At 71.6% G+C, this 12,241-nt stretch carries 16 protein-coding genes; 5 read left to right on the top strand and 11 right to left on the bottom strand.

What is annotated here, in order from left to right; translation table 11 throughout:
- A partial coding sequence (locus tag KUTG_RS27745) for a phosphoribosylaminoimidazolesuccinocarboxamide synthase (RefSeq protein ID WP_043720889.1) occupies window positions 1–781 on the bottom strand: 781 nt, incomplete at its 3' end.
- Between the two features lie 93 nt (window positions 782–874).
- Here KUTG_RS27745 and KUTG_RS27740 point away from each other — a divergent pair.
- From KUTG_RS27740 to KUTG_RS27730, 3 genes are all read left to right on the top strand, one after another.
- Window positions 875–1,366, top strand: a complete 492-nt coding sequence (locus KUTG_RS27740; RefSeq protein WP_157494806.1) for a hypothetical protein — start codon at window positions 875–877, stop codon at window positions 1,364–1,366.
- Window positions 1,363–1,800, top strand: coding sequence for a hypothetical protein (locus KUTG_RS27735; protein WP_157494805.1), 438 nt, complete (start codon window positions 1,363–1,365; stop codon window positions 1,798–1,800). Before KUTG_RS27740 ends, KUTG_RS27735 begins: the two co-directional genes overlap by 4 nt.
- Window positions 1,801–1,883: 83 nt before the next feature.
- A complete protein-coding gene (locus KUTG_RS27730) occupies window positions 1,884–2,321 on the top strand; it encodes a hypothetical protein (RefSeq protein ID WP_157494804.1) in 438 nt (145 codons plus the stop codon).
- On the opposite strand, the gene KUTG_RS27725 is transcribed toward KUTG_RS27730, so the two are convergent.
- The 5 genes from KUTG_RS27725 to KUTG_RS27705 all read right to left on the bottom strand — a co-directional run bounded on the left by KUTG_RS27725 (window position 2,296) and on the right by KUTG_RS27705 (window position 6,517).
- Window positions 2,296–3,138 (bottom strand): MOSC domain-containing protein, encoded by an 843-nt coding sequence (locus tag KUTG_RS27725; RefSeq protein ID WP_043720885.1) that lies wholly within the window; start codon window positions 3,136–3,138, stop codon window positions 2,296–2,298. The two genes, KUTG_RS27730 and KUTG_RS27725, sit on opposite strands and share 26 nt — an antisense overlap.
- A gap of 73 nt (window positions 3,139–3,211) precedes the next feature.
- The gene (purB, locus tag KUTG_RS27720; RefSeq protein ID WP_043720884.1) at window positions 3,212–4,645 is read right to left on the bottom strand and encodes an adenylosuccinate lyase; all 1,434 of its coding nucleotides are present in this window, start codon (window positions 4,643–4,645) and stop codon (window positions 3,212–3,214) included.
- Window positions 4,646–4,656: 11 nt separating this feature from the next.
- The gene (locus KUTG_RS27715) at window positions 4,657–5,238 is read right to left on the bottom strand and encodes a TetR/AcrR family transcriptional regulator (RefSeq protein ID WP_043720881.1); all 582 of its coding nucleotides are present in this window, start codon (window positions 5,236–5,238) and stop codon (window positions 4,657–4,659) included.
- Window positions 5,239–5,259: 21 nt separating this feature from the next.
- On the bottom strand, window positions 5,260–5,973 hold the full coding sequence (locus KUTG_RS59025) for a hypothetical protein (protein WP_157494803.1): 714 nt from the start codon (window positions 5,971–5,973) through the stop codon (window positions 5,260–5,262).
- 25 nt (window positions 5,974–5,998) lie between these two features.
- Window positions 5,999–6,517 (bottom strand): SigE family RNA polymerase sigma factor, encoded by a 519-nt coding sequence (locus KUTG_RS27705; RefSeq protein WP_043720877.1) that lies wholly within the window; start codon window positions 6,515–6,517, stop codon window positions 5,999–6,001.
- Between the two features lie 114 nt (window positions 6,518–6,631).
- Between KUTG_RS27705 and KUTG_RS27700 the strand changes: the two genes are divergently transcribed.
- Together KUTG_RS27700 and KUTG_RS27695 are read left to right on the top strand one after the other, a co-directional pair.
- A complete protein-coding gene (locus KUTG_RS27700; RefSeq protein WP_043720874.1) occupies window positions 6,632–7,669 on the top strand; it encodes a threonine aldolase family protein in 1,038 nt (345 codons plus the stop codon).
- Window positions 7,666–8,262, top strand: coding sequence for an HAD family hydrolase (locus tag KUTG_RS27695; protein WP_052395491.1), 597 nt, complete (start codon window positions 7,666–7,668; stop codon window positions 8,260–8,262). The genes KUTG_RS27700 and KUTG_RS27695 overlap by 4 nt, the downstream gene beginning before the upstream one ends.
- Here KUTG_RS27695 and KUTG_RS61715 read toward each other — a convergent pair.
- From KUTG_RS61715 to KUTG_RS63975, 5 genes are all read right to left on the bottom strand, one after another.
- Window positions 8,240–8,401, bottom strand: coding sequence for a hypothetical protein (locus KUTG_RS61715; protein ID WP_043730847.1), 162 nt, complete (start codon window positions 8,399–8,401; stop codon window positions 8,240–8,242). The two genes, KUTG_RS27695 and KUTG_RS61715, sit on opposite strands and share 23 nt — an antisense overlap.
- An 89-nt stretch (window positions 8,402–8,490) precedes the next feature.
- Window positions 8,491–9,657: a pyridoxal phosphate-dependent aminotransferase gene (locus KUTG_RS27685; protein ID WP_043720871.1), complete on the bottom strand. Its 1,167-nt coding sequence runs from the start codon at window positions 9,655–9,657 to the stop codon at window positions 8,491–8,493.
- 9 nt (window positions 9,658–9,666) lie between these two features.
- Window positions 9,667–10,818 carry a transglycosylase SLT domain-containing protein gene (locus tag KUTG_RS65720; RefSeq protein ID WP_043720868.1) on the bottom strand — a complete coding sequence of 384 codons (1,152 nt, stop codon included), beginning with the start codon at window positions 10,816–10,818 and terminating at the stop codon, window positions 9,667–9,669.
- Window positions 10,819–11,193: 375 nt separating this feature from the next.
- A complete protein-coding gene (locus tag KUTG_RS27675) occupies window positions 11,194–11,958 on the bottom strand; it encodes an ESX secretion-associated protein EspG (RefSeq protein WP_043720859.1) in 765 nt (254 codons plus the stop codon).
- Window positions 11,959–11,964: 6 nt separating this feature from the next.
- The coding region (locus KUTG_RS63975; protein WP_232240981.1) for a hypothetical protein at window positions 11,965–12,241 on the bottom strand (277 nt) is incomplete at its 5' end.

Raw genomic sequence — 12,241 nt, 5'->3', positions numbered from 1 at the left:
GGGGTGTTCGACTTGCGGTCCCCAGCCCGACTCCCGGCGAGGTCAGCCAGTCCCGGACGTACTGCTTGTCGTACGAGGGCTGCACGCGGCCGGCCTCGTAGCCCTCCGCCGGCCAGTACCGGGACGAGTCCGGGGTGAGCACCTCGTCGCCCAGCACGATGTGCCCCGCCGCGTCACGGCCGAACTCCAGCTTGGTGTCCGCGAGGATGACACCCGCCTTCTCCGCGATCTCCGCCCCGCGCCGGTACACCGCCAGCGTCAGGTCCCGCAGCTCGGCCGCCGTCTCCGCGCCCTGCTCGGCCATCTGCTCGAAGGTGATGTTCTCGTCGTGCTCGCCCAGCGGCGCCTTGGTCGCCGGCGTGAAGATCGGCTCCGCCAGCTTCGACGCCTCGACCAGCCCCGCCGGCAGCTCGACGCCGCACACCGTCCCGGTGCTCTTGTAGTCCACCAGGCCCGAGCCCGTCAGGTAGCCGCGGGCCACGCACTCGAACTGCACCATGTCCAGGCTCCGCACCAGCAGCGCCCGGCCCCGCACCTCGTCCGGGATCCGTTTGTCGTCGTCCGAGACCAGGTGGTTGGGCACGATGTCGCCCAGCGCCTCGAACCAGAACACGCTCATCGCGGTCAGCACCGCGCCCTTGTCCGGGATCTCCGTGGGCAGCACCCAGTCGTAGGCCGAGATCCGGTCGGACGCCACCAGCAGCAGCAGTTCGTCGTCCACCCGGTAGAGCTCGCGAACCTTGCCGGCGGCGATCTGCGCGTAGTCAGTGAGAACGGGCACGACCGGCAGCCTACGTGCTCACTTCATCGCCCTTTCGAGTGAACCCGGGGCAGCCGCCCTAACACGTCCGGAGCAGCCGCATATTGATCCCGCATGAGTGTTCCCGCTGACCCCGCCCCTTCGGCGCTGGCTCGCTGGTGGTGGCGGACACCGGTGTGGTCGCGTCTGGTCACCTCGCTGGGCGGCGGTGTGGCCGCGCTCGTGGTCCTCACCGGCGTGTTCGGGTCCACCGCGCCCGCGTCGCCACCCGACAGCCCGCAGCCCGTCGTCGCCACCATCACCACCACCGCGACGACCACCAGCACGACCACGGTCAGCAGCGTCCCGCCGACCACGACCACCGAGTCGACGACCACAACCACGGAACCGCCGACCACCACGACGGAAGCGCCCGCGCCGCCGCCTCCGGTCACGCACGAGCCGCCGCCGGCACCACCGACCGAGGCCCCGGCCCCGCCGCCGAGTGGCCACACCTACGTGACCCCCGGCGCGTTCTGCAAGCCAGAGGGTTCGACCGGCTTGACCAAGACCGGAAAACCCATGGTCTGCAAGGGACCGGGTCAACCTCGCTGGAGGGCGGCATGACCATGCGACTCCCCGCCGGCGGCACGCCGCGAGGCTTGTGCCCCAACGGAATCGTGCGCACCACCGGCTGGCTCCAGGTCGAGGGGACGCCGATCAGCTCCGGACTCTGGGCCGTGCTGGCCGGTCTCTTCCTCACCGTGCCGTTCGGGGTGCCGTGGCTGCCTTTTCTCTTCGCCGCGCTGGCCTTCGCCGCGTGGAAGACCTGGACCCTGTGGGTGCGGCCGTCTTCCCGGGCCTTGAACCTGGAGCCCAAGCCGGCGGCGGAGCTGCTGCCCGGCGAGTGGTTCCGGCTCTACGGCACCGCCGGCCCGGTCGGCGAGGTCGACGCGCTGCAACTGGATCCGGATGGCTGGCTGCGGGTGTGGCTGCACGGCGGGCGGGAGCTGACGATGGCGCCGGGCTACCCGGTGCGGCCGGTGGAGCTGCGCGACTGACTAGGTGCACGGTCACCCGGCCGTTCGAGTGAACCCGGCGATCGCCACGAAACGGCGGTGAGACGTCCGCGTATTCACCCCGCATGACCGCGCGACTGCCCGACGGCCGAACGCCGCGCGGGTTGCGTCCCAACGGGATGGTGCGGACGACGGGGTGGCTGCAGTTCGGGCGGGTGCCGGTCAGCTCCGGGGTGTGGCCGGCGCTGGGGTCGGGCCTGGTGGCGCTGCCGATCGACGTGCCGTGGCTGCCGTTGCCGTGCGCGGCAGCCGGTTTCCTGCTGTGGGAGGTGTGGATCCTTTACGTGCAGCCAAGTTCACGGGCGGTCAACCTGGACTCGACGCCGGCGTCGGAACTTCGGCCGGACGACTGGTTCCGGCCGTACGGCGGCATCGGGCCGGCCGCGCAGGTGGCGCGCACCAGGCCGGAGCCGGACGACCTGGTGCGGATCACGCTGCGCGGCGGCCGGGAGCTGACGCTGGCCCCGAACTACCAGGTCAGGCGGGTTCTGCTGCGTAGCTAGCCAGGTCCGACCACCGGGCGACCTCGACGGCGTCGCCGACCGAGATGACGCCAGGGCGCAGCACGACGGCCTTCATGCCGAACGTGACCCCGCCCTCGGGGTCGCGCCGGTACTGGGCCAGCGACCGGATCGGCTCGGGCCCGGCGCGGCGGCCGGTGTCCTGGTCGACCATGGGCACCGCGCAGCGCACGCAGATCTTGGCGTAGCCGAACTCGGCGTCCCCGATGCTCATCCGGCGCACCCGGTCCTCGGTGTGCGGCTCGGGCCAGCCGCTGACCACGATGTTCGGCCGGAACCGGTTCATCGGCACCGGCTCGGCGCCGCGAGCCAGGATCCGCTCGTTGAGGCCGTCCAGCGAGGCCAGCGAGGCCACCAGCAGCGCGTGGGCGTCGGCGAATCCGACCAGCCCCTCGGTCTCGCCGCCGGACGGCCGGACGTGCTCCGGGGGCAGGCCGACCAGCCGGGACTCCTCGCCCAGCACCTCGCTGAACCAGTCCGCAGCCGCCTGGCCCTGGTCGACGCCGACGCCGTCCCACTTGTGCACGCGGACCGGACGACGCTGGCCCTCCGGCACGACGTCGAGCACCAGGTCCTCGACGTCCGGGGCGGACACCCGCAGCTGGCCGTCGACCACGGTGGGATGCACCACGGCCAGTCGAGGCTCGTTGCGCTGGCTGCGGAACACGCCCTCGGCGTCGACGACCATCCACGCCCGGTCGTGCCGCAACCCGGTCGGGGTGACGACGGCGCTGCGGGCCGTGGTGCCGGCGCAGCCCTTGATCGGGTAGCTGACCAGGGCCGAGACCTCGACGCTCACAGAACCTCCTCGCTAGCGCTCGGAGTGTCTGCGAGCAAGCTCGCTGTGCTCGATGGTTCGCTCGCAAGCTCGCTCACAGGATCGGCTCCGGCACGTACCCGGTGGCGTCCGGGAACCGCTCCAGCGACTTGGCGATCTCCGCGGCCACCGCGTCGACCTGGGCCCCGGCCACGCCGGTGAACGACAGCCGGTCGGCCAGCAGCTCGACCAACCCGGCCCGGTCCAGCGGGATGCGCTCGTCGGCGGCCAGCCGGTCCAGCAGGTCGTTGCGCTCAAGGCCCTGCTCGCGCATGGCCAGCGCCACCGCGACGGCGTTCTCCTTGATCGCCTCGTGCGCGGTCTCCCGGCCGACACCGGCCCGCACCGAGGCCATCAGCACCTTGGTCGTGGCCAGGAACGGCAGGTAGCGGTCCAGTTCACGGGCGACGACGGCCGGGTAGGCGCCGAACTCGTCCAGCACGGTCAGCATGGTCTCCAGCAGGCCGTCCAGCGCGAAGAACGCGTCCGGCAGCGCGACCCGGCGCACCACCGAGCAGGACACGTCGCCCTCGTTCCACTGGTCGCCGGCCAGCTCCCCGGTCATCGCCAGGTAGCCGCGCAGGATCACGGTCAGGCCGTTGACCCGCTCGCAGGACCGGGTGTTCATCTTGTGCGGCATCGCGCTGGAGCCGACCTGGCCCGGCTTGAAGCCCTCGGTCACCAGCTCGTGCCCGGCCATCAGCCGGATGGTCTTGGCCAGGCTCGACGGCGCCGCGGCCAGCTGCACCAGCGTGGACAGCACGTCGAAGTCCAGCGACCGCGGATAGACCTGGCCGACGCTGGTCAGCACCCGACGGAAGCCCAGGAACTCGGCCACCTTGTGCTCCAGCTCGGCCAGCTTGGCCGCGTCCCCGCCCAGCAGGTCCAGCATGTCCTGAGCGGTGCCGACCGGGCCCTTCACGCCACGCAGCGGGTAGCGCTCCAGCAGGTCGTCCAGACGCCCGAACGCCACGTGCAGCTCGTCGGCGGCGGTCGCGAACCGCTTGCCCAGGGTGGTGGCCTGCGCGGCCACGTTGTGCGAGCGGCCGGCCATCACCAAGTCGGAGTGCTCGACCGCCAGCCGGGCCAGCCGGGCCAGCAGCGCGGCCGCCTTGCCCCGGATGAACTCCAGGGACTGCCGGATCTGCAGCTGCTCGACGTTCTCGGTGAGGTCGCGGGAGGTCATGCCCTTGTGCACCTGCTCGTGGCCGGCCAGGGCGTTGAACTCCTCGATGCGGGCCTTCACGTCGTGCCGGGTGACCCGCTCGCGCTCGGCGATGGAGGCCAGGTCGACCTGCTCCAGCACCCGCTCGTAGTCGGCGACGGCCGTCTCCGGCACGTCGATGCCCAGCTCGGACTGCGCGGTGAGCACGGCCAGCCACAGGCGGCGCTCCAGCACGACCTTGTGTTCCGGCGACCAGAGGCCGACCAGCTGGGCCGAGGCGTAGCGGCCGGCGAGCACGTTGGGGATGAGCGGCTTGGTCGTCACGTATCCAGAGCTTAATGCGCCGCCAGGTCCGGCATGACCGACAGGAGCATCCGCCGGGCCGCCGCCCGCGGATCGGGATGCACCTCGATCAGAGCGTTGACCACGGCCCCGTCCACCACGGAGATCAGCTGGTCGACCCGTTCGTCGTCCATCCGGACGCCGCCGGCGGTGAGGATCTCCAGCAGCAGCTGGTGCAGCTCCCCGCCCATCTGCCGCATCAGCGGCCGCAGGTAGGGCCGCCGACCGGTGCCGACCAGCCGCTCGTAGCGCAGCATGACGGCCTGCATGTCGCTGTCCTTGACCAGCAGGTCCAGCGCGAACTCGATGACGTCGTCCGGCTCGCCGGCCTGCATTCGGGCCAGCCGCTCGCGGCCGGCGACCAGCTCGGCCCGGCCCGCGTGCTCGACGGCGGCCTCGATCAGCTCGTCGAGCGAGTCGAAGTAGTACGTGGTGGAGGCCAGCGGCAGGCCGGCCCGCTCGGCGACGGCCCGGTGCCGGATGGCGTCGAAGCCGCCCTCGGTGAGCAGTGCCGCGGCCGCGGCGACCAGTTCATGGCGGCGGCGCTCCCCCTTGGGAGTGCTGGCGGCGGTCATGCCCAGCGATGGTGCCAGTGCTCAGTACCGGGCCGCGAGCCGGGCCGCGATGTCGCCGAGCTGGTTCACGTACGGTCCGGCCGCCGAGCCGTTCATCGGCAGCGTGGCCAATGTCAGCGCGCCGCCGTTGTGGGTCTTCACGGTGACCGAGTTGCCCTTGCTGACCTTCACGGCCGGCTTGGCCCCGGTGCTGGGGTCGTCGGCCACCGTCGAGGGCACCAGGACCAGCTCCAGCTTGCCGGAGTTGGAGCCGTCCGTGAGCTCGAAGGCCACGCCGTTGGAGCCGGTCGGGCAGCTCACGTCGGCCGCCTGCGCCGCCGTGCCCGTGATGATCGGCAGCTCGGTCACCAGCGCGGCGGCCAGGGCCTGGTCGGCCGGCCCGCAGTTGGCGCCGCCGCCGGTCTCCGTGCTGTTCGGCTCGGCCTTGCCGCCGCCGGGGCCGGCGTGGTTGGTGTCGAAGCCCGGGTTCAACGACATCGGGGAGGTCGCGTTGGGCGAGGCCACGTCGCCGCCGGCGCTGGTCGTGGTCGGCTCGCCGCCGAACGGCCGGACCAGCAGCAGCACGCCGCCGATGAGCACCACGCCGATGGCCACGCCGGCGCCGGTCTGCAAGCGCTTGCGGGCATGCGCCGTCGCCCGCTTGGAGGCGACCAGGACGTCCTGGGTGTCGAAGGACGGCGGTGGCACGTCGCCGACCGCGTCACGGAACTTCTCGGCTAGCTGCTTGTCATCCATCAGTTCATCCACCTCCCCGTCCCGGTCACGTCGCCGGCCGCAGATCGTCGAGCACGTCCCCCAGCTCCGCCCGCAGCGTCTCTAGCCCGCGCGCGGTCTGGGACTTCACGGTGCCCTCGGTGCACCGGAGGACCTTCGCCGCCGCGGCGACGTCCAGTCCCTCCAGGAACCGCAGCACCAGCACCGCCCGCTGGCGCGGGGGCACCTTGCGCAACCCGTCGAGCAGCACGTGCCTGGTGGCGACCGCGTCGCCGATCTCGGTCGCGGCCGTCGGGGTGTCGGGCAGCTGGTCGGTGAACCGCTCCCGGCGCCACGGGCGGCGCGACTCGTCGATCACCGCGCGCACCACCGTCCGGCGGACGTAGGCGTCCAGGGCCTCCCGGTCCCTGATCTTGTTCCACTTCCGGTGCAGCGCGACGAACGCGGTCTGGGCGAGATCGTCCGCACGGTGCCAGTCGCCGCACATCAGGTACGCGGTTCGGCGCACGGCATCGCGCCGGGCCACGAAGTACTCCGCGAACTCCTGCTCGTCGCGCTGGTCCACGCGGGCTCTCTCTGCTCAACGTGTCGACACCTACCGGACGGAAAGGTCGGCTTCTACGGTTGCACGCCCGCCGTGACGTCCGCCATACGGGTGGGTGCAGGAGGTCATGCCGGCATGTGGTGTGATCCGACCGTGACCCAGCAGCCGCTGCTCGACTTCCGCTCGGACACCGTGACCAAGCCGGACGAGGCGATGCGCGCCGCGATGGCCTCCGCCGAGGTGGCCGATGACGTGCTCGAACGCGACCCCACGATGCGTGCGCTCGAAGAACGGGTGGCCGGGCTGCTCAACACCGAGGCCGCGCTGTGGGTGCCCAGCGGGAGCATGGGCAACCTGATCGCGCTGTTCCTGCACCTGCGCCGCGGCGACCGTTTCCTGGCCGCGCACGGGTCTCACGTGCTGGACAACGAGCTCGGCACCGCCGCGTGGATCGCCGGCGGCATGCCGCACCCGATGGACTGGGACGCCGGCCCCGGCCGCATGTCGGCCGCGGCCATCCACGACATCGCCGGCAGCGAGCCGAGCTACCACGGCCTGAACACCACGCTGCTGTCGCTGGAGAACACCCACAACGCCGCCGGTGGCACCGTGATGCCGCTGGAGGAGCACATGCAGCTCATCGCGGCCGCGCGGGAGTGCCGGCTGCGCGTGCACCTCGACGGTGCCCGGCTGTGGAACGCCTCCGTGGCGCTGGGCGTCGCGCCGTCCGAGCTGACGGTCGGCGTCGACACCGTTCAGGTCTGCCTGAGCAAGGGCCTCGGCGCGCCGGTCGGCTCGGTCGTCGCCGGCACCGAGGAGTTCGTCACCGAGGCGCGGCGGGTGCGCAAGATGCTGGGCGGCGGCGTGCGGCAGGGCGGCATCCTGGCCGCGGCCGGGCTGATCGCGCTGGACCGCGTCGACGCGCTGGCCGACGACCACTCCAACGCCAAGCTGCTGGCCGAGGGCCTCAACGAGCTGGGCTGGAGCGTGCGGGAGCCCGAGACCAACATCGTGCTGGCCGCGGTGCCCGATGTGCGCAACGCGGTCAAGATGCTGGGACGGCTGGGCATCCAGACCGGGCCGATGGCCGGCCAGGTCCGCTTCGTCACGCACCGGGACGTCAGCACCGCCGACGTCAAGGAGACCCTGCACCGGATCGGGAGCGCGAGTTGACCTGGCTCGTCTTCGACTACGGCGGCGTCATCAGCCAGCACACGCAGGCCATTCCGGCGATGGCGGCGCACGTCGGCGCCTCGGCCGAGGCCTTCGAGCCGGGCTACTGGTCCGAGCGCGAGGCCTACGACCGTGGCCAGCCGGACCTCGACTACTGGCGGGCCGTCTGCGCACACGTCGGTGTGGACGTGGACGAGAAGCTGTCCGCGGACCTGACCCGGATGGACATCGAGGGCTGGCTGCCCACCGACGACAAGACGGTGAAGCTGCTCGACCGGCTGGCCGGCGCGGGCGCCCGGCTGGCGCTGCTGTCCAACGCCCCCAGCTCCTTCGGCCGGGTCGCCGAGCGCCAGCCGTGGGCCGAGCGCTTCACGCACCTGGTCTTCTCCGGCGACCTGTTCATGGCCAAGCCGGATGTCGAGATCTACGCCGCCCTGGTCGGCAAACTGGGGGCCAGGGCGGCGGACTGCCTGTTCGTCGACGACCGTCAGACCAATGTGGACGGTGCGGTCGCCGCCGGGCTGGCCGCCCACCTCTGGACGTCGGCCGACGAGCTGGCCGACACCCTGGTCAGGTTCGCGACTTGTTCTTGATCGCGCCGTAGACCGCGGTGGCGACGAACAGGATGCCCCCGATGATCGCCAGCCAGAACAGACCCTTGAGCAGTGCGCCGAGCACGGTGATCGCGAGCCACGCGATCAGCAGGACGGCGATGATGCCAACGAACACCATGACGGACTCCTTCATCAGCTTGCCTTGAACCCAAGCCTGCCATCCGGGTCCGACACTTGGCGGGTTTTCGGAGCTAGATCAGGGACAGATCAGGGTCGCCCTGAGTGATACCCCGGCAGCCAGCTCCCGAGGCGGTCGAGGGCCCGCTCCATGTCCAGCATGGAGCCGGCGAAGGAGAGCCGGACGAACCGGTCGCCGTGCACCGGGTCGAAGTCGACGCCGGGCACGATGGCCAGGCCCGTCTCGGTCAGCAAACGCTTGCACCAGGCCATGGAGTCGTCGGTCAGGTGCGAGACGTCGGCGTACACGTAGAACGCGCCGTCGGCCGGGGCCAGCTTGTCGATGCCCAGGTCGGCCAGGCCCTTCACCAGCAGGTCCCGGTTGGCCCGGTAGCGCTGCACATGCGCGTCCACCTCAGCGTACGACTGCGGCGAGAACGCCTCGACCGCCGCGTACTGGCTGGGCGCGGGCGGGCACAGCGTGAAGTTGCCGGTGAGGCGGTCGACCGGCCGGACCAGCTCCGCCGGGGCCAGCATCCAGCCCAGCCGCCAGCCGGTCATCGAGAAGTACTTGGAGAAACTGTTCACCACGATCGCCTCGCGGGAGGTCCGCCAGGCGCTCTCCAGCGGCTCGCCGTAGCTGATGCCGTGGTAGATCTCGTCGCTGATCAGGCGGACGCCGGTGTTCTCGCACCAGGTGGCGATCTCCGCCAGCCGGGCCGCGTCCAGCACGGTGCCGGTCGGGTTGGCCGGGCTGGCCAACACCAGGCCCTGGATGGGGCCTAGCGTTGTCAGCATCTCCACCGTGGGCTTGAAGTCGACCTCGGGGCCACACGGCAGGTCCACGACCTCGCAGCCCAGGGCGGCCAGGATGTTGCGGTACGCGGGGTAACCCGGCCGCGGCAGCGCCACCCGGTCGCCGGCGTCGAAGGCCGCCAGGAACGCTGACAGGAAGGCCCCGGACGAGCCCGTCGTCACGATCACCGACTCCGGCACCACGTCCAGGTCATAGCGGCTCTTGTAGTGCCCGGCGATGGCTTCCCGCAGCTCGGGGATGCCCAACTGCTGGGTGTAGCCGAACGGCTGGGTCTCCAGGGCCCGGTGCGCCGCGGCCAGCACCGGCGCCGGGGCCGGCGTGGACGGCTGCCCCGCCGCCAGCGACAACACATCACCGTGGGTCCGCTGGCGCTCGGCGGCAGCGGACACCACGTCCATCACGTGAAACGGCGGCACATCCGCGCGCCTGGCGACGACCATGCCGCCAGGTTAGTAGCCCTGGTACGCGCCTCCGTGCGACATGGCCCGGATGCCCGGCACGTTGGACACCGAGCCGTAGCGGGCGATCGAGTAGCGGACGCCGGCGATGATGTTGTCCACCGGGTTGTAGATGTCGTCGTGGCCGGGCAGCTTGTTCGACTGGAACGTGGAGTCGATGCACTGCATCAGGCCCTTGGACGGGTGGCCCGCCTTGGCGTTGGAGTCCCACAGGTTGATCGCCTGCGGGTTGCCGCCGGACTCGTGCTGGATGATCGCCCAGATGTCGTTCTCGCTCATCTTCGAGGTGTCGACGCCGTTCTCCTGGAGGATCTTCATCGCCTCGTCGATCCACTCCTTGACCTGGCCCTGCGGGGCCGGGCCGCCACCGCCGGGCGGGCCGCCGCTGGGGCCGAGGCCGCCGCCGCCCCCGCCGCCATCACCCCCGCCACCGCCACCGCCGGCACCGCCTCCGTCATGGCCGCCACCGCCGCCACCCCCGCCGCCATCGGCGTGCTGGGTCTCGGTGGCGGTGTTGGTCGGGGTGGGCTCGGGCTTGGCCTTCCAGTCGAGGGTGCGGCCGGGGCCGGGCACGAAGGTCTGCTCGCCCGGCGCGGGCAGCGCGGAGAACTTGGAGCCGATGAAGGTCGCGCCCTTGAGCTGGTTGAGAGCATTGCTCAGCTCGTTGTCGGCCGTGGCGACGGTCTTCTGCACGTCGCCCTTGGCCGCGGCGCACAGGGGCTCGATCGCCGCCTCGCGCTCGCCGTCCTTGGGCTGCGGATGCGCCGCGTCCCAGCTGCGGACCTCGCCCAGCAGCCCTTCGCAGCGACTGTCCACAGCGGACTTGGCCTGCTCCAGCGCGGACGCCGCCGACTCCAGTGCCGCCGCGCCGTTGTTCAGCGCCTCCGACATCGAGCCGCCGGCCTTGGTGAAGTTGGCCATGTAGGCCGTGAAGCCATCGGCCGAGCCGCCCGACCAGGCGCCGTCCAGCGCGTTCACCGCCGAGGTGACCGCCTTGCCCTGGTTGTCGCATTTGGACGCGCTGTCCCGCCAGTGCGTCGCGATGTCCCGGACAGCTGAGGGCTGGGCCTTCTCCACCTTGCGGGCGATGTCGGCGACCTCGCCGCCACCGGGCAAGCCCGCGACGTCGTCGACCGCGCTCATGTCGCCGTCAGTCCCCTCGCGTTGGCCTTCTCCGTGTCCTGCAACGTCGTCTCGATCGAGTCCAGCGAGGACTCCACCTTGCGCAGCAGGCTCTCCGCCGCCTGCAACTCGCCGTGCAGGGCGCTCTGGAAGCCGTCGATCGCGCTCGCGAAACCGGCCGAGGCCGCCAGCTTGCCGAACGCGTCCGCGCTGGTCGCCGCGCCCCTGGAAGCCGTCGCCGACGCCGCCGTACTGGCCGGCCTGCGCGCTCATCGCGCTCCGACAGGTGTTGATCGCGTCGAAGTTGTACTTCGTGGCCGTCACGGTGCCCCCCTTCTCGCGGTAACTCTGACGGGCCGCGGCCGCTGCCGGTTCCGATTTCAGCCCGACGGGTGATCAGGCCTCGTCCAGCAGCTCCCGCACGCTCGCCACCAGCACCCGGTTGTCCGCCGGTGTGATCGTGCTCCACTGGGTGCGATCGGCGCTCGGTTTCACCACGTGCAGGTAGCGGCCGTTGGGCGTGTCGTGGAAGGCGATCACCCGCTCCGCCCGCCTCGGCCGCTCCACCCCCCTGGCCGTCTCCGCGCCGAACTGGCCCCGGGTCGTCATGCCCGCGACCATGCCCACCAGCGCCTGCGCCTGGCCCAGCGGCACGTTCTCGTCCGCCAGCTCCATCACCAGCCGCTGCGGGTCACCCTTCGCGCGGGCGTCCGCCCCCGTCAGCAGCTGCGTCGGCAGGCTGATCGACTGGCCCGGGCCCGGCGGCATGTCGCCGGCCACCGACACCGCCGCGTCGGCGATCGCCCCGTCGTCCGACCTGATCAGCCACACCTCGTCGCCGTCCACCACGCCCATCAGCGCGCTGCCGCCGTTCGACGCCGCCAGCAGCGTGATCTTGCGGTCCGGCGCCCAGATGAAGCCGTACACCGCTCGCCTCGGGTAGGCCAGCAGCGCCAGGTCGTCCGACATGTTCGGCGTCGCCCGGCCCCGCTCCGCCAGGCCCCTGTGCTCCAGCGACCGCCAGGTCTCCTGGACGATGCGGGACCGCTCCGTATGCGTCATCCCCGGGCTCGGCACGTCCAGTGCCACGTGCCGGCGCGGGAATCGCTCGTTCTCCCACAGGACGTCGAAGTCCAGGCGGGACAGGACCGTCGGCTCCATCTCCCGCTACGCCTGCGGGTCCTCGCCGAGCACCGTCGGCGCCACCATGCGGTGGTCGCCGAACAGGTCCTCCTCCACCGTGTACTTCCGTTTAAAGCACGCTGTCCTCTTCCTTCTTGTTTTTTGCGCCCCGCCGCCCCCGGCTGGCCGCCCGCACCCGTCGGCCCCGCCTTGCCCGGAGCGATCCGCTCCGCCGCCCTGGCCTGCGCCTTTCTTCTCCTCGTCGATGGCGCCCGCCGTCGCACTCGCCCTGCTCGGCGTGTTCGCCTTCTCCCCCGGCTGC

The organism is Kutzneria sp. 744, assembly GCF_000568255.1.
GTDB lineage: Bacteria > Actinomycetota > Actinomycetes > Mycobacteriales > Pseudonocardiaceae > Kutzneria.
This window is presented reverse-complemented; position numbering and strand designations above follow the sequence as displayed.